14 protein-coding genes are annotated in these 14,189 nt (G+C 70.4%); 11 read left to right on the top strand and 3 right to left on the bottom strand.

Going from position 1 to position 14,189, the window contains the following annotated elements; all coding sequences use genetic code 11:
* Positions 1 to 4: 4 nt before the first annotated feature.
* The 3 genes from ybaK to D451_RS0108180 all read right to left on the bottom strand — a co-directional run bounded on the left by ybaK (position 5) and on the right by D451_RS0108180 (position 2,010).
* On the bottom strand, positions 5 to 490 hold the full coding sequence (gene ybaK, locus D451_RS0108190; RefSeq protein WP_234305722.1) for a Cys-tRNA(Pro) deacylase: 486 nt from the start codon (positions 488 to 490) through the stop codon (positions 5 to 7).
* Positions 491 to 518: 28 nt separating this feature from the next.
* Positions 519 to 1,301, bottom strand: coding sequence for an LON peptidase substrate-binding domain-containing protein (locus D451_RS0108185; protein WP_017534068.1), 783 nt, complete (start codon positions 1,299 to 1,301; stop codon positions 519 to 521).
* A 148-nt stretch (positions 1,302 to 1,449) separates the two neighbouring features.
* The gene (locus D451_RS0108180) at positions 1,450 to 2,010 is read right to left on the bottom strand and encodes a ferritin (protein ID WP_026124916.1); all 561 of its coding nucleotides are present in this window, start codon (positions 2,008 to 2,010) and stop codon (positions 1,450 to 1,452) included.
* Between the two features lie 259 nt (positions 2,011 to 2,269).
* On the opposite strand from D451_RS0108180, the gene hisD reads away from it, so the two are divergent.
* The 11 genes from hisD (at position 2,270) to D451_RS0108125 (ending at position 14,133) form a co-directional block, all read left to right on the top strand.
* Positions 2,270 to 3,577 carry a histidinol dehydrogenase gene (gene hisD / locus D451_RS0108175; protein WP_108914097.1) on the top strand — a complete coding sequence of 436 codons (1,308 nt, stop codon included), beginning with the start codon at positions 2,270 to 2,272 and terminating at the stop codon, positions 3,575 to 3,577.
* Positions 3,578 to 3,685: 108 nt separating this feature from the next.
* Positions 3,686 to 4,768 (top strand): histidinol-phosphate transaminase, encoded by a 1,083-nt coding sequence (locus D451_RS0108170; RefSeq protein ID WP_014912049.1) that lies wholly within the window; start codon positions 3,686 to 3,688, stop codon positions 4,766 to 4,768.
* Between the two features lie 44 nt (positions 4,769 to 4,812).
* Entirely contained in the window at positions 4,813 to 5,406 is a 594-nt protein-coding gene (gene hisB, locus D451_RS0108165; protein WP_014913322.1) for an imidazoleglycerol-phosphate dehydratase HisB, read from the top strand.
* A complete protein-coding gene (locus tag D451_RS28250; RefSeq protein ID WP_014911839.1) occupies positions 5,407 to 5,568 on the top strand; it encodes a hypothetical protein in 162 nt (53 codons plus the stop codon).
* Positions 5,569 to 5,581: 13 nt separating this feature from the next.
* Entirely contained in the window at positions 5,582 to 6,235 is a 654-nt protein-coding gene (hisH, locus tag D451_RS0108155; protein WP_017534065.1) for an imidazole glycerol phosphate synthase subunit HisH, read from the top strand.
* A 97-nt stretch (positions 6,236 to 6,332) separates the two neighbouring features.
* Positions 6,333 to 7,091, top strand: a complete 759-nt coding sequence (priA, locus tag D451_RS0108150) for a bifunctional 1-(5-phosphoribosyl)-5-((5-phosphoribosylamino)methylideneamino)imidazole-4-carboxamide isomerase/phosphoribosylanthranilate isomerase PriA (RefSeq protein ID WP_014908888.1) — start codon at positions 6,333 to 6,335, stop codon at positions 7,089 to 7,091.
* Positions 7,088 to 7,861 (top strand): imidazole glycerol phosphate synthase subunit HisF, encoded by a 774-nt coding sequence (hisF, locus tag D451_RS0108145; protein WP_014909828.1) that lies wholly within the window; start codon positions 7,088 to 7,090, stop codon positions 7,859 to 7,861. The genes priA and hisF overlap by 4 nt, the downstream gene beginning before the upstream one ends.
* 211 nt (positions 7,862 to 8,072) lie before the next feature.
* Positions 8,073 to 8,909 carry a peptidoglycan-binding domain-containing protein gene (locus D451_RS0108140; RefSeq protein ID WP_014908577.1) on the top strand — a complete coding sequence of 279 codons (837 nt, stop codon included), beginning with the start codon at positions 8,073 to 8,075 and terminating at the stop codon, positions 8,907 to 8,909.
* 190 nt (positions 8,910 to 9,099) lie between these two features.
* On the top strand, positions 9,100 to 9,924 hold the full coding sequence (locus D451_RS0108135) for a peptidoglycan-binding domain-containing protein (RefSeq protein ID WP_017534064.1): 825 nt from the start codon (positions 9,100 to 9,102) through the stop codon (positions 9,922 to 9,924).
* Positions 9,925 to 10,279: 355 nt separating this feature from the next.
* Complete coding sequence (locus tag D451_RS0108130) at positions 10,280 to 12,286, top strand: ABC transporter ATP-binding protein (RefSeq protein WP_014913262.1); 2,007 nt, start codon at positions 10,280 to 10,282, stop codon at positions 12,284 to 12,286.
* Positions 12,283 to 14,133, top strand: coding sequence for an ABC transporter ATP-binding protein (locus tag D451_RS0108125; protein ID WP_014913050.1), 1,851 nt, complete (start codon positions 12,283 to 12,285; stop codon positions 14,131 to 14,133). Before D451_RS0108130 ends, D451_RS0108125 begins: the two co-directional genes overlap by 4 nt.
* The last annotated feature ends 56 nt before the right edge of the window (positions 14,134 to 14,189 follow it).

The raw sequence follows: 14,189 nt of genomic DNA, 5'->3' as shown, positions 1-14,189 counted from the left end.
GGCCTCAGGGAGCGGCGATGGGAGCGGTGACCGCCTCGGTCAGCGCGATCAGGTCCGCGGGCGCCAGTTCCATCTGGAGCCCCCGCCGTCCGGCGGAGACGTAGACCGAGACCAGCGAGGTGACCGACGAGTCGATGACGGTGCGCAGCCTCTTGCGCTGCCCCAGGGGGCTGATGCCTCCGCGGACGTACCCGGTGATCTTCTCGGCACGGGCCGGATCGGCCATGGTCGCCTTCTTGCCGCCGACCGCGGCGGCCAGTGCCTTGAGGTCGAGGGAGCCGGCGACCGGCACCACCCCGACGGTGAACACACCGTCCACCTCGGCGACCAGGGTCTTGAACACCCGATGGCGCGGCACTCCCAGAGCGTCCGCGGCGTCGGCCCCGTAGGAGTGCCCGTCGCTCTCCTCGGGCGCCTCATAGGGGTGCAGGGTGTAGGTGGTCTTGGTCCGACCCGCGGCCACGGTAGCGGGCGTGGCTTTTCCACTCATGGGTCACCTCGGCTTTCCACATAGGGATCTAGTTGAAGGAGACGCCGTTGTCGAGGAAGGGACCCGCGGGGAGGTTGGGCAGGGTGGGGGCGGTCACGATGCGATTCTCCCTGCGGAGGAAACGAGCCGCCACCGCCAGCCGGGTCGCGGCGTCCTCGGCCTCCAACAGGCGTTGTTTCTCGGCGGGATCCAGCACGATCGAGGCCGCCACCGTGTGTGACAGGGCCACCGGATCCCGGGGCAGGTCGCGCGAGGTCTCCGGAGCCATACCGATCTCCGACAAGCGGCCACGGTACACCTCATAGAGGTCGCGCACCCGTTCGGCGTGCTCCTCGGCGTCCGGCCCCATGGCCTCGGGGAGCAGCGTCACCGAGGCGCTGGAGTACTCGTCCGGGGAGGAGGCGTCGACCTCCGGCAGGTCGTCGATCCGGAACCGTGTACCGCCCTCGACGACCAGGTCGTAGCGCCCGTCCTCGTAGGTGCGCACGTCGCGGACGACCGCGGTGCAGCCGACGGGGCTCACCAGCGGCAGGGTCGGACGGCCTCCGCCCCCCGCGGTGCCGGGCACCCCGCTATCGGTGCCGCCGGCGCCCTGCCCCGACTCGCTCGCCACCTCGTGACCGAGTTCGATCCACACCGTTCCGAAACGCACGGGTCCGCGTTCGCGTCCGCCGACCTCGCCACCGGCCAGGGTCGGGCCGAGCAGCTCCGAGACCAGCCTCCGGTACCGGTGCTCGAAGACGTGCAGCGGGATGGTCATCCCCGGGAACAACACGGTGTTCAGCGGGAAGATCGGCAGGGCCTCAGGCATGGTCCCAGTATGCCGCCGGTTCGAGGTCCGAAGAGTCCCGGCGTTGTCGGAACGGTGTGTCGCGCCCCTCTCCCCGGGTCCCGGCGCGGACACGACGAGGCCCCGCCCGGGTTCGGGCGGGGCCTCGGGGCACGAGGGGCATCGGTCGTCAGGAGACGGACGGGCCGGCGGTCCCGGGCGTGTTCTGACCGCCCTCGGTCTCACTGGGCATGTCGCGGGCCACGAAGGTCTCCACGTCGAAGAGGTTGCCGTTCGAACGGTCGACGACGTTGAGCAGAGTCGACATCTTGGCGACCTCCTCGACCTGCTCCTGGATGAACCACTGGAGGAACTGTTCCCCGGTGTAGTCCTCCTCGTCGCGGGCGACCTTGGCCAGACGCTGGAACTGGTCGCTCACCTGACGTTCCTGACGCAGCGCCAGCGCGACCAGATCACGGGTGGCGGAGAAATCGGTCTCGATCTCGTCCACGCCGGGAAGGGCGAACGACACGTCGTTGTCGAGCAGGTGCCGCACGATCATCATCGCGTGGTCGCGCTCTTCGAGGGACTGCTCGTAGAAGACCCTGGCCAGCTGGGGCAGGTCCTGGTCGTCGAACCAGGCGGCGATCGCCACGTACTGGTGCGAGGCGGTGAACTCGTGCCGCACCTGGTCGACGAGGAGACGGTGGAACTTGGAAAGGTTGCTATCGCCGGTCTTGGTGGAAGTCATGTCACCAATATAGACCATCGAATGGCATTTGCGAAACGTCAGAAAAGGCGTGTGAATTTGTTAGGCAAGCCTTTCAAAAGCTTCATTAGGTAAGGTGATCCAAAGTAAGGGGAAGCTTATTGGCGAAGCGTTCGGGACTTTTGTCGCGCGATGCTCGCCACGACCTCGGTCGCGGGGTTCGCGCCGGTCGGAGCGGTGTGGTGTCCATCATTCGGACTCCACCGGCCCCGATCCGGCCCAGGGCCCCTAGACTGGGGCCGTGATCAGTCGAATCGACCTCCGAGGTTCCCAGGACGACCCGCGCGACTCCCTTCCGCGCGCCGAAATCGATGTGGCGGACGCCACCGAACGCGTCCGTCCCATCTGTGATGACGTACGCCATCGCGGAACCGAGGCCCTGATCGAACTCACCGAGCGCTTCGACGGTGTGCGGCTCACCGACATCCGCGTCCCCAAGGACGCCCTCGACCGCGCCCTCACCGAACTCGACCCCCGGGTGCGCGCCGCCCTGGAGGAGTCCATCCGGCGCGCCCGCAAGGTCCACTCCGCCCAACGGCGTGAGGACCACACCACCCGCGTGGTGCCCGGCGGCACCGTCACCGAGAAGTGGATCCCGGTCGACCGGGTCGGCCTCTACGTGCCGGGCGGACGGGCCGTCTACCCCTCCAGCGTCATCATGAACGTCGTCCCCGCCCAAGAGGCGGGCGTGTCCTCCCTGGCGGTCACCTCACCGCCCCAGAAGGACTTCGGCGGCTTGCCCCACCCGACGATCCTCGCCGCCTGCGCCCTGCTCGGCGTCGAGGAGGTCTACGCGGTCGGCGGAGCCCAGGCCGTGGCGATGTTCGCCCACGGCACCGAGGACTGCCCGCGCGCGGACATGGTCACCGGCCCCGGGAACATCTGGGTCGCCGCCGCCAAGCGCCTGCTCAAGGGCATCATCGGTATCGACGCCGAGGCCGGCCCCACCGAGATCGCGGTTCTGGCCGACCACACCGCCGACCCCGACCACGTCGCCGCCGACCTCATCAGTCAGGCCGAGCACGACGTCGTCGCCGCCTCCGTCCTGGTGACCCCGGACGAGGCCCTGGCCGACGCGGTCACCGAACGTCTCGCCGTGCGCGCCGCCGCCACCCGGCACAGCGAGCGTGTCCTGGAGGCCCTGGCGGGTCCCCAGTCCGGCATCGTCCTGGTCGACGACCTCGAACAGGGCCTGGCCGTCGTCAACGCCTACGCCGCGGAACACCTGGAGGTCATCACCGACCAGGCGTCCGTGTGGGCCGACCGGGTGCGCAACGCCGGGGCGATCTTCGTCGGGCCGCACTCCCCGGTCTCGCTCGGCGACTACGCCGCCGGCTCCAACCACGTCCTCCCCACGGGGGGCTGCGCCTGCCACAGCGGCGGGCTGAGCGTGCAGACCTTCCTGCGCGGGGTGCACGTCGTCGAATACGACCGCGACGCGCTGGCCGACGTCGCCCACCATGTCATCACCCTGGCCGAGGCCGAGGACCTGCCCGCCCACGGCGAGGCGATCGCCGCCCGGGTCGGGCACGGCGACGACCGGGACTGAGACCGACCACACCCGACGGAGCGGGCGGACCGACCGGAGCTCCCCGACCACCAGAGTCACAGGAGACGTCGGCCGCCCCTCCCACCACCGACCACGAGTGTGAGACCAGTGAGCTTCACCCTGAACGACCTTCCGCTCCGCGACGATCTGCGGGGACGCTCTCCCTACGGTGCCCCCCAGCTGGACGTGCCGGTGGTCCTCAACACCAACGAGAACCCGCACGCCCCCTCGCCGGCCCTGGCCAAGGCCCTGGCCGAGGCGGTCGCCGACACCGCGACCGGGCTCAACCGCTACCCGGACCGGGACGCCCTCCGCCTGCGCGAGGAACTGGCCGCCTACCTCGGCCACGGTCTGACCGCCGCCGGCGTATGGGCGGCCAACGGCTCCAACGAGATCCTCCAGCAGCTGCTCCAGGCCTTCGGCGGCCCCGGTCGCACCGCGATGGGCTTCGAGCCCTCCTACTCCATGCACCCGATCATCTCCAGGGGCACCGGAACCGCGTGGGTCTCGGTGCCGCGCGACGCCGACTTCCGTATCGACGTCGACGCCGCCTTGGAGGCGATCGCCGAACACCGGCCCAGCGTCGTCTTCCTCACCTCGCCCAACAACCCCACCGGGACCGCCCTGGAACTCGCCGACATCGAGCGTGTCGCCCGGGCCGCCCCCGGCGTGGTCGTCGTGGACGAGGCCTACGCCGAGTTCCGGCGGGAGGGCACGCCCAGCGCACTCACCCTGCTCGACGAGCACCCCCGGATCATCGTCTCCCGGACCATGTCCAAGGCCTTCGCCCTGGCCGGAGCGCGCGTGGGCTACCTCGCGGCGCACCCCGCCGTGGTCGACGCCCTCCAGCTGGTCCGGCTGCCCTACCACCTGTCGGCCGTCACCCAGACGGTGGCCCTCACCGCGCTCGAATACTCGGGCGAGCTGCTCGGAGCCGTCGCCGACCTGCGCCGCGAACGCGACTCGCTCGTCGACTGGCTGCGCTCGGAGGGCTTCTCGGTCGCCGACTCCGACGCCAACTTCGTCCTCTTCGGAGAGTTCGAGGACCGCAACCTGGTCTGGCGTCGGATGCTCGACCGGCAGGTCCTCATCCGCGAGGTCGGTCCGCCCGGCTGGCTGCGCGTCACCGTCGGCACACCGGAGGAGATGGTCGCCTTCCGCGACGCCCTCCTGAAGGCCACCGGCCGCTGACCCGCCCCTTCCACGTCCCACCGTTCTCCTCGAAAGAGATCATCATGAGCCGCACCGGGCGCGTCGAACGCGCAACCAAGGAAACCAAGGTCCTGGTCGAGGTCGACCTGGACGGCACCGGGATCGCCGACGTCTCCACCGGCGTGGGCTTCTTCGACCACATGCTCGACCAGCTCGCCAAGCACGGCCTGTTCGACCTGACCGTGCGCACCGAGGGCGACCTGCACATCGACTCGCACCACACCATGGAGGACACCGCCCTGGCCCTGGGCGCCGCCTTCCGCGAGGCGCTCGGCGACCGCGCCGGCATCCGCCGCTTCGCCGACGCGAAGGTGCCCCTGGACGAGGCGCTGGCCGAGGTCACCGTCGACGTCTCCGGCCGTCCCTACCTTGTGCACACCGAGCCCGAGGGCATGGCCCCGGTGATCGGTCGCGACTACGACACCACCATGACCCGGCACATCTTCGAGTCCTTCGTGGCCCAGGCGCGCGTGGCCCTGCACATCCACGTGCCCTACGGCCGCAACGCCCACCACATCGTCGAGGCCCAGTTCAAGGCCTTCGCCCGGGCCCTGCGCGTGGCCACCGAGAAGGACCCGAGGGTCACCGGCGTCCCCTCCACCAAGGGCGTCCTGTAGATGGACACCGACCTCTGGGGACTGCTCCTCATCGTCTTCGGCGGCTTCCTCGCGGGCGGTGTCTACGTGCTGTGGAACAAGAACCGCCTGATCGCCGTCGCCCTGGCCGGATGTGTCGTGCTCGCCGTGGTCTCCGGCGCGCTGCGGCTCGGCTACCTCTAGAAAGGCACCCTCGATGTCCTCACGCGTGGTGGTCCTCGACTACGGATCGGGCAACCTGCGTTCGGCCCAGCGCGCCATGGAACGCACCGGCGCCGACGTCACCGTCACCTCCGACCCGCGCGTCGCCCTGGAGGCCGACGGGCTCGTCGTCCCCGGGGTGGGCGCCTTCAGCGCCTGCATGGCCAGCCTCAAGGCCGCGGGCGGAGACCGCGTCATCGGTCGCCGTGTGGCCGGAGGCCGGCCGGTCCTCGGGATCTGCGTGGGAATGCAGGTCCTCTTCGACCGGGGTGTCGAGCAGGCCGACGTCCATTCCGAGGATCGGGCCACGGAGGGCTGTGGAGAGTGGCCCGGCACGGTCGAGCGGCTCCGCGCCCCCGTGGTGCCCCACATGGGCTGGAACACCGTCACACCGCCCGAGGGCACGCGGCTGTTCGCCGACGTCGACCCCGAGGAGCGCTTCTACTTCGTGCACTCCTACGCGGTACGTCACTGGGAGTTCGTCGCCTCCAGCGAGCGGATCCCGGCACCCCGGGTGACCTGGGCCGAACACGGCGAGCCCTTCGTGGCCGCCGTGGAGAACGGCCCGCTGAGCGCCACCCAGTTCCACCCGGAGAAGTCGGGCGACGCCGGGGCGCGGGTCCTGGCCAACTGGGTCGCCACCCTGTGACGACGCCGGTCGGGGCCACCCGCCCACCGGCCCGTGTTCGGGACCCCGAACACGAGAGCACCTCCATCCAGTACCGAACCGAGCACGAGAAGGCATGATGACCGGCGAGCACACTCCGTCGACCCCCGCACTCGAACTGCTGCCGGCCGTGGACGTCGCGGGCGGACAGGCCGTCCAGCTCGTCCAGGGCAAGGCGGGTACCGGCGGGCGGTACGGCGACCCCTTCAAGGCCGCCGAGGCCTGGCAGAACGCCGGCGCCGAGTGGGTCCACCTCGTGGACCTGGACGCCGCCTTCGGGCGCGGCGAGAATCGCGAACTGTTGCGCGAGATCGTGGGCCGTCTCGACATCAAGGTCGAGATGTCCGGTGGGATCCGTGACGACGAGTCCCTGAAGGCCGCCCTGGACACCGGCTGCGCCCGGGTGAACATCGGCACCGCGGCCCTGGAGAACCCGGAGTGGTGCGCCCGGATCATCGCGGACCACGGTGACAGGATCGCCATCGGTCTGGACGTCCGTGGCACCACCCTGGCGGCCCGGGGCTGGACGCGCGACGGCGGCGACCTCTTCCAGACCCTGGAGCGTCTGGAGGCCGAGGGCTGCGCCCGTTACGTCGTCACCGACGTCAACAAGGACGGTACCCTCAAGGGCCCCAACCTGGACCTGCTGCGCACCGTGTGCGAGCACACCGACAAGCCGGTGGTGGCCAGCGGCGGCGTGTCGAGCCTCGCCGACCTGGAGGCCCTGTCCACCCTGGTCCCGGTCGGTGTGGAGGGCGCCATCATGGGCACCGCGCTGTACGAGGGCGCCTTCACCCTGGAGGACGCCCTGGCCCTGGTGAAGGGCGGTCGGCGGTGAGCCTGGCCATCCGGGTCATCCCCTGTCTGGACGTGGACGACGGCCGGGTCGTCAAGGGTGTCAACTTCGAGAACCTGCGCGACGCCGGTGATCCCGTGGAACTGGCGGGCACCTATGACGCGGGCGGCGCCGACGAGCTGACCTTCCTGGACGTGACCGCCTCCAGCGGGGACCGGGAGACCACCTACGACGTCGTGCGTCGCACCGCCGACCAGGTGTTCATCCCGTTGACCGTCGGCGGCGGGGTGCGTTCCACCGAGGACGTGGACCGACTCCTGCGCGCCGGCGCCGACAAGGTGGGGGTCAACACCGCGGCCATCGCGCGGCCGGAGCTGATCGAGGAGATCGCCGAGCGCTTCGGTCGGCAGGTCCTGGTGCTCTCCGCCGACGTGCGTCGGGTCCGTGAGGGCGACGCCCCCACGCCCAGCGGTTTCGAGGTCACCACGCACGGCGGCCGTCGCGGAACCGGGCTCGACGCCCTCGAGTGGTGCGAGCGCGCGGCCGAGCTGGGAGCGGGGGAGATCCTCCTCAACTCCATGGACGCCGACGGCACCAAGGCCGGGTTCGACCTGGAACTGATCAGGGGGGTCCGGGCCCGTGTGGACGTGCCCCTGATCGCCTCGGGCGGAGCCGGGGCCGTGGAGCACTTCGTTCCCGCCGTCGAGGCCGGGGCCGACGCGCTGCTGGCGGCGACCGTCTTCCACTTCGGCGAGTTCACCATCGCCGACGTGAAACGGAGCCTGCGCGAGGCCGGACACCCGGTTCGTTAGGTGAAGAGGCGAAGGGGCCGGGTCGGAGACGAGCCGGCCCCTTCTGGTGACCTGGTGGCCTTGTGGGGGGACGAATCATCCCAGGTCAGGGCAGTTCTAAAGCGAAGATAAACGCGGAGGGTGATTGTCGCGTGGCGCAGGGTCGTCTTTCTTGTGCTCCATGTGAGCATGCTGTCGTCTCAGTCACTCGACAGGGGAGTCAGAACCCATCATGCCCGAGCAGCTCACCAGTGGAATCGCTCGTCGCGTCGCGTCCCTGGCCACGGCGGGGGCCTTCGCCCTCGGCAGCGTGGTCATGCTCGCCCCGCCCGCGGCCGCGGACGACTACGAGCGGACCCCGGTGGAGATCATCAGCCAGATCGAGGCGAGGTCATGGCCTCAGTACTCGGTCGGTAACCCCGGCCCGAACGTCGACGTCCAGGCCGCCCTGCTCTTCCTCAACGGCCTCGGTTACATCACCCAGAACCCGGGCTGCCTCTACAACGACCGGGCCGAATCGACGGTTCGGAACTTCGAACGTCGTGAGGGGATCACCGTCAACGGTGTCCTGGACTCGACCACCTGGGTGAAGATCCGGAACATGCACTTCCCGACGGAGGCCGACGCCTACAAGCGCGGTGACCGCGGTTGGGGCGTCCTCGCCGTCAAGGTGCTGCTGAACTCCAAGTACAACGCGGGCCTCTCGCTCCACGAGTACTACGACGCCGCCACCGAGAACGCGGTCAGGAACGCCCAGCGCAGTCTCGGCATCGGTGTCGACGGCGCGTTCGGTCGCCTGACCTACAAGGGCACCATCACCGCCCCGGGCGGTAGCACGTGCCAGAACCTGCCGCGGATCGCCCAGGACGAGCGGCCCGCCGCGGACGCCGACTCCGAGGCCGTCGAGCGTCCGGTTCGGGAGGGTGCTCCGGAGGCCGCGCAGAAGCCGGCCGAGGAGGTCGCCCCCGAGGAGGCCGTGCGCGAAACGGTCGAGGAGGAGGCTCCGGAGGTCGCGGAGAAGTCCGTCGAGGCTCCGGCCGGTGAGACCGAGCGGGTGCGCGGTTACTAGCCGGTCCGCCGTCTTTCCGTAGTTCTCGACGCACGAGGCCCGGGTCCCCGTGAGGGCGGCCCGGGCCTTCGCCGTTCCGACCGTCCGGACGTGACCGAAAGTTACATATGCGTGGCGCTGGGTTAACTTCCTCGTGATCCGTGTGAGCATGCTGTCGTCTCAGTCACACGATAAGGAGTCGACACCCATCATGTCCGAGCAGTTCAGCAGCGGTATCGCCCGACGGGCCGTCTCCCTGGCCACGGCCGGCGCCTTCGTCTTCGGGGGCATGTTCATGCTCGCCCCGACCGCCTCGGCGGACGACCTCGACCGCACCCCGGCGGAGGTCATCGAGCAGATCGAGGCCAGAGCCTGGCCCGAGTGGTCGGTCGACAACCCCGGACCGAACATCGACATCCTGGCCGCCCAGTACTTCCTGAGCCACCTGGGCTTCGAGACCGAGCGGCCCGGCTGCCTGTTCACCGAGGAGGTCGAGGCGACCGTCATCGCGTTCGAGGAGGACGCGGGGACGATTCCGGTCGACGGTGTCCTGGACGTGGACACCTGGGTGAAGATGCGCAACGAGCTCTTCCCGTCGGAGGCGGACGGCATTCGCCCCGGTGACCAGGGTGACGCGGTCCGTGCCCTCCAGTCGCTGTTGAACGGCAAGTACGACGCCGGTCTCGACATCGACGGCTTCTACGGCCCCGAGACCGAGGAGGCCGTCAGGGAGGTCCAGCGGGGCGCCGGTATCGGGGTCGACGGTATCTACGGCCGTCTGACCTTCAAGGAGACCATCACCGAGCAGGTCGAGAACGGGTGCGTGAGCATCCCGGAGCTCACGGAGCGCCCGGTCGAAGCTCCGGCCGAGGAGGTCGTTCCGGAGGCTCCCGCCACCGTGGACCAGCCGATCGAGGCCCCGGCCCAGGAGGTCGCTCCGGAGGCCCCGGCCCAGGAGACCGCCCCCGAGGCCCCGGCCGCCGTGGACCAGCCGATGGACGCCCCCGCCGCAGAGGTCGAGGGCGCGCGCGGCTGACCGACCGGTCGTCACGTTCCGCGCCTCGGGCCCGGCTCCTCTACGAGAGGGGCCGGGCCCCCGCCATGTCCCGGACACCCGAAGCGGTCGGCCCGGAACCGGGCCGGCCGGGCGGAGGGGCCGAGACGGATGGGGCCGTCGCACGTACCCGCCCTTCGCGCCCCGTTCACCGATTTGTGCCCGGAGCGGACGGAATAGCAAGAACCGGACTCGCGCTGAAACAATCCGGTGGAAGCTGTCGGAGCCGCTGGATAGGTTGTGGCCCGACACGCCCCGAGACCTCCCCCGGCACCCCGGGGCCTTCGGGGTGCGGGAACACCCGACCGACCGGTCACGGAACAGGAAGCGGGGGCGTATGGCTCAGGGCAGCACGGCGACGAGTCCGAAGGAGCGGGAGGAGGAACGCGAACCCGGCTCCGGAACCCGGGACCGGCCCGACCTCGACGAGGCGAACCGGCACAAGAAGGTCTTCGGACGGGGGATGCGGGTCCTGTGGGTCGCCGCCCGGACCGAACCCTGGATCTTCCTGGCCGCCGTCGGCGGGGCCATGCTCCACGCCGCCGTCACCGTCGGCTCGGCGTCCGTCCTCGGCCACATCACCGACGCGACCATCATCCCCGCCTTCTCCTCGGGTGAGACCACCGCCGCCGCGCTGACCATGGCGGCCGCCCTCCTGCTGGCCGTCGGTCTGGGCAAGGCCGTCGGGCTGGCGCTGCGCCGCCTGCTCGCCGGCCTCATGCAGTTCCGCATGCAGGCCCGCTACCGGCGCTCCGTGGCCCGCAAGTACCTCGAGCTCCCGCTGGCCTGGCACCACCGCCACCCCACCGGACAACTCCTCTCCAACGCCAACGCCGACGTCGAGGCCGCCTGGCAGCCCCTGGCGCCCCTGCCCATGGTGGTCGGCAGCGTGTTCATGCTGTTCATCGCCGCCGTCGCCATGATCGTCACCGACCCGATCCTGGCCCTGGTCGCCTTCGTCGTCTTCCCCGCCCTGGCCGCCGCCAACGTCGTCTTCCAACGCCGTGTCTCCCCGATGGCCTCCCACGCCCAGGCCCTGCGGGCCGAGGTCAGCGGTGTGGCCCACGAGTCCTTCGACGGCGCCCTCGTCGTCAAGACCCTCGGCCGGGAGGACACCGAGACCGAACGCTTCACGCACGCCGCCCACCGTCTGCGCGACGCGCTCATCCAGGTCGGACGCATGCGCTCCATGTTCGACCCCTTCATGGAGGCGCTGCCCAACCTCGGTGTCCTCGCCGTCCTCCTCCTGGGCATGTGGCGCCTGTCCACGGGCGCCATCGAACCCGGCGACCTCGTCCAGATCGCCTTCCTCTTCACCCTGCTCGCCCTGCCCATCCGCTCCTTCGGATGGCTCTTGGGCGACCTGCCCCGCAGCGTCGTGGGCTGGGACCGCGTCCAGTCGGTCCTGAGGTCCGACGGGGCGATGGTCTACGGGGACCGCGTCCTGGAACCCTCGAACCGAGGCCTGGCCCTGAGCGCCCGCGACGTCACCTTCTCCTACGCCGACTCCTACGATGTCGACGGCCGCGACCTCATGGCCGACACCGACGAGGGGGCCCGCACCACCGTCCTCGACGGGGTGGACCTCGACATCGCGCCGGGGCGCACCGTCGCCATCGTCGGTCCCACCGGCTCGGGCAAGTCCACGCTCACCACCGTCCTGATGCGCCTGGTCGACCCCGACACCGGCTCCGTCTCCTACGACGACGTCGACCTGCGCGACCTGGCCCGCGACCAGGTGCCACGGCACGCCGCGCTCGTCCCCCAGGGCACCTTCGTGTTCGAGGACACCGTCCGCGACAACATCGCCCTCGGCGAGGACGTCGACGACGCCCAGGTCTGGGCCGCCCTGCGCCTGGCCCGCGCCGACGGCTTCATCAGCGCCCTCGACGGCGGCCTCGACGCCGAACTGGGGGAGAAGGGCACCACCCTCTCCGGAGGGCAACGCCAACGTCTGGCGCTGGCCCGCGCCATCGTCCGCAGGCCCCGGCTCCTGATCCTGGACGACGCGACCTCCGCGGTCGACCCGCAGATCGAGGCCCAGATCCTCTCCGGGCTCCGGGAACGCGACTCCTCCGCCACCGTGGTCGTGGTCGCCTACCGTCGCGCCACCATCGAGCTCGCCGACGAGGTGCTCTACATGGAGAAGGGGCGGATCCTGGCCCGCGGGACCCACGACGAACTCCTCACCGCCTCACCCGGCTACAACCGGCTGGTCACCGCCTACGAACGCGCCTCCGCCGAGAACGAGGCCGAACGCGAACCCCTCCCGGAGGAGCCCGCGCCGATCGAACCCCACCGCCGTGAGAGGGACGGCGACGCCACCGAGGAGAGCAGCCGATGAGCGTACCCACACGTCCCCGCACCGACGAGGGTCCGGAGGAGGGGCACGAGGAGCGCGGCCCCGAACGGGATCCGGTCCTGTCCCTGCACCAGAGCCGGGACGGCGCGATCGACACCCTCAAACGAGGCCTGAGGCTGTCCCCGGAGTTCGCCAAGGGTCTGTGGCTCACCCTGATCTTCGCCCTGGTCGCGACCGCGGGCAAGGTCATCGTCCCCATCGCCGTCCAGCAGATCATCGACAACGGTCTCACCGGGAGCGGCGGCCCCGACCTGGGATTCGTCACCCGCATGGTGGCGACCTGCGCGGCGCTGCTGGTCGTCACCATGATCTGCTCCTACCTGATGAACGTGCGCCTGTACCGGGCCACCGAGTCCGGGCTGGCGACCCTGCGCCGCAAGGCCTTCCGGCACGTCCACGACCTGTCCGTCCTGACCCAGAACAGTGAGCGCAAGGGCGCCCTGGTCTCCCGGGTCACCGGCGACGTCGACCAGATCAGCCACTTCATGCAGTGGGGCGGGCTGCTCCTGCTGGTCAGCACCGGTCAGCTCCTCGTCGCCACCGTCCTGATGGCGGTCTACTCCTGGCAGCTCACCATCGTCGTGTGGGTCTGCTTCCTGCCGCTGCTCTTCGGCGTGCGCTGGCTCCAGAAGCTGCTGTCCAAGGCCTACCTCAAGGTCCGCGAACGTACCGGCGACATGCTCGGCGCGGTCGGCGAGACCGTCATGGGGGCCTCCGTCATCCGCGCCCACGGCATCGAGGCGCGCACCGCCGAACGCATCGACACCACCGTCCTGGCCACGCGCGGGGCCCAGGTCAAGGCGCAGCGTCTGTCCATGGCGGTCTCGCCCTTCGCCGAGATCGTCGCCGCCATCGCCAACGCGGCCGTGGTCCTGGCCGGTGTGCGGCTCGGGCTCGGAGGAGATCTGACCGCGGGTCAGCTCATCGCCTTCCTCTTCCTCATGACCCTGTTCATCCAGCCCATGATGATGGCCACCGAGATCTTCAACGAGGCGCAGAACGCCATCGCCGGATGGCGGCGCGTCCTGGGGGTCCTGGACACCGTTCCCGACATCGCCGATCCCGGCGAGGCCGGTCGCGTCCTGCCGCGCGGCCCGGTCCGGGTCGACTTCGACCGGGTCACCTACTCCTATCCCGAGGGGCCCGTGGTCCTGGACGACGTCGGTGTCCGGATCACCCCGGGCACCCGGGTGGCGGTCGTCGGCGAGACCGGGTCGGGCAAGACCACCTTCGTCAAACTCCTCACCCGGCTGATGGACCCCGAGAGCGGGACCGTCCGTCTGGACGGGGTCGACCTGAGGGAGGTCGCCTTCTCCTCCCTGCGAAGCCGTGTCGTCATGGTCCCGCAGGAGGGTTTCCTGTTCGACAGCTCTTTGGGCGACAACATCCGCTTCGCCCGGCCCGAGAGCACCGACGCCGAACTGGAGACCGCCATCACCGAGCTCGGTCTCGCCGAATGGCTGGGCGGACTCGCCCACGGTCTGGACACACCGGTCGGTCAGCGCGGCGAATCCCTGTCGGCGGGCGAGCGGCAGCTCGTCGCCCTGGTCCGCGCCTACATCGCCGATCCGGACCTGTTGGTGCTGGACGAGGCCACCTCGGCGGTCGACCCGCACACGGAGATGCGCATCCAGGGCGCCCTGGACCGGTTGACCCGAGGCCGCACCTCGGTCGCGATCGCCCACCGGCTCTCCACCGCCGAGGCCGCCGACCGGGTCCTGGTCTTCGACGCCGGTCGGATCGTGCAGAGCGGAACCCACGAAGAGCTGGTCGGCCGGCCGGGCGTGTACGCCGACCTCTACGCCTCCTGGATCCGGTCCTCCGCCTGATCACGCCCGGACCGTCCGTACCCGGCTCCTCGGAGACGGGCGGTCCGGGACGGCCG

Source organism: Nocardiopsis alba DSM 43377 (assembly GCF_000341225.1).
In the GTDB taxonomy this organism is placed as follows: Bacteria; Actinomycetota; Actinomycetes; order Streptosporangiales; family Streptosporangiaceae; genus Nocardiopsis; species Nocardiopsis alba.
The sequence above is the reverse complement of the archived record's forward strand: the minus strand, read 5'-3'. Positions and strand labels throughout refer to the sequence as shown.

Bases quoted from the DNA above. Each gene is read 5' to 3' on its own strand.
- ybaK (WP_234305722.1), bottom strand. From the start codon at position 490: ATGAGTGGAAAAGCCACGCCCGCTACCGTGGCCGCGGGTCGGACCAAG.
- D451_RS0108185 (WP_017534068.1), bottom strand. From the start codon at position 1,301: ATGCCTGAGGCCCTGCCGATCTTCCCGCTGAACACCGTGTTGTTCCCG.
- D451_RS0108180 (WP_026124916.1), bottom strand. From the start codon at position 2,010: ATGACTTCCACCAAGACCGGCGATAGCAACCTTTCCAAGTTCCACCGT.
- hisB (WP_014913322.1), top strand. From the start codon at position 4,813: ATGAGCCGCACCGGGCGCGTCGAACGCGCAACCAAGGAAACCAAGGTC.
- D451_RS28250 (WP_014911839.1), top strand. From the start codon at position 5,407: ATGGACACCGACCTCTGGGGACTGCTCCTCATCGTCTTCGGCGGCTTC.
- hisH (WP_017534065.1), top strand. From the start codon at position 5,582: ATGTCCTCACGCGTGGTGGTCCTCGACTACGGATCGGGCAACCTGCGT.
- priA (WP_014908888.1), top strand. From the start codon at position 6,333: ATGACCGGCGAGCACACTCCGTCGACCCCCGCACTCGAACTGCTGCCG.
- D451_RS0108140 (WP_014908577.1), top strand. From the start codon at position 8,073: ATGCCCGAGCAGCTCACCAGTGGAATCGCTCGTCGCGTCGCGTCCCTG.
- D451_RS0108135 (WP_017534064.1), top strand. From the start codon at position 9,100: ATGTCCGAGCAGTTCAGCAGCGGTATCGCCCGACGGGCCGTCTCCCTG.
- D451_RS0108130 (WP_014913262.1), top strand. From the start codon at position 10,280: ATGGCTCAGGGCAGCACGGCGACGAGTCCGAAGGAGCGGGAGGAGGAA.
- D451_RS0108125 (WP_014913050.1), top strand. From the start codon at position 12,283: ATGAGCGTACCCACACGTCCCCGCACCGACGAGGGTCCGGAGGAGGGG.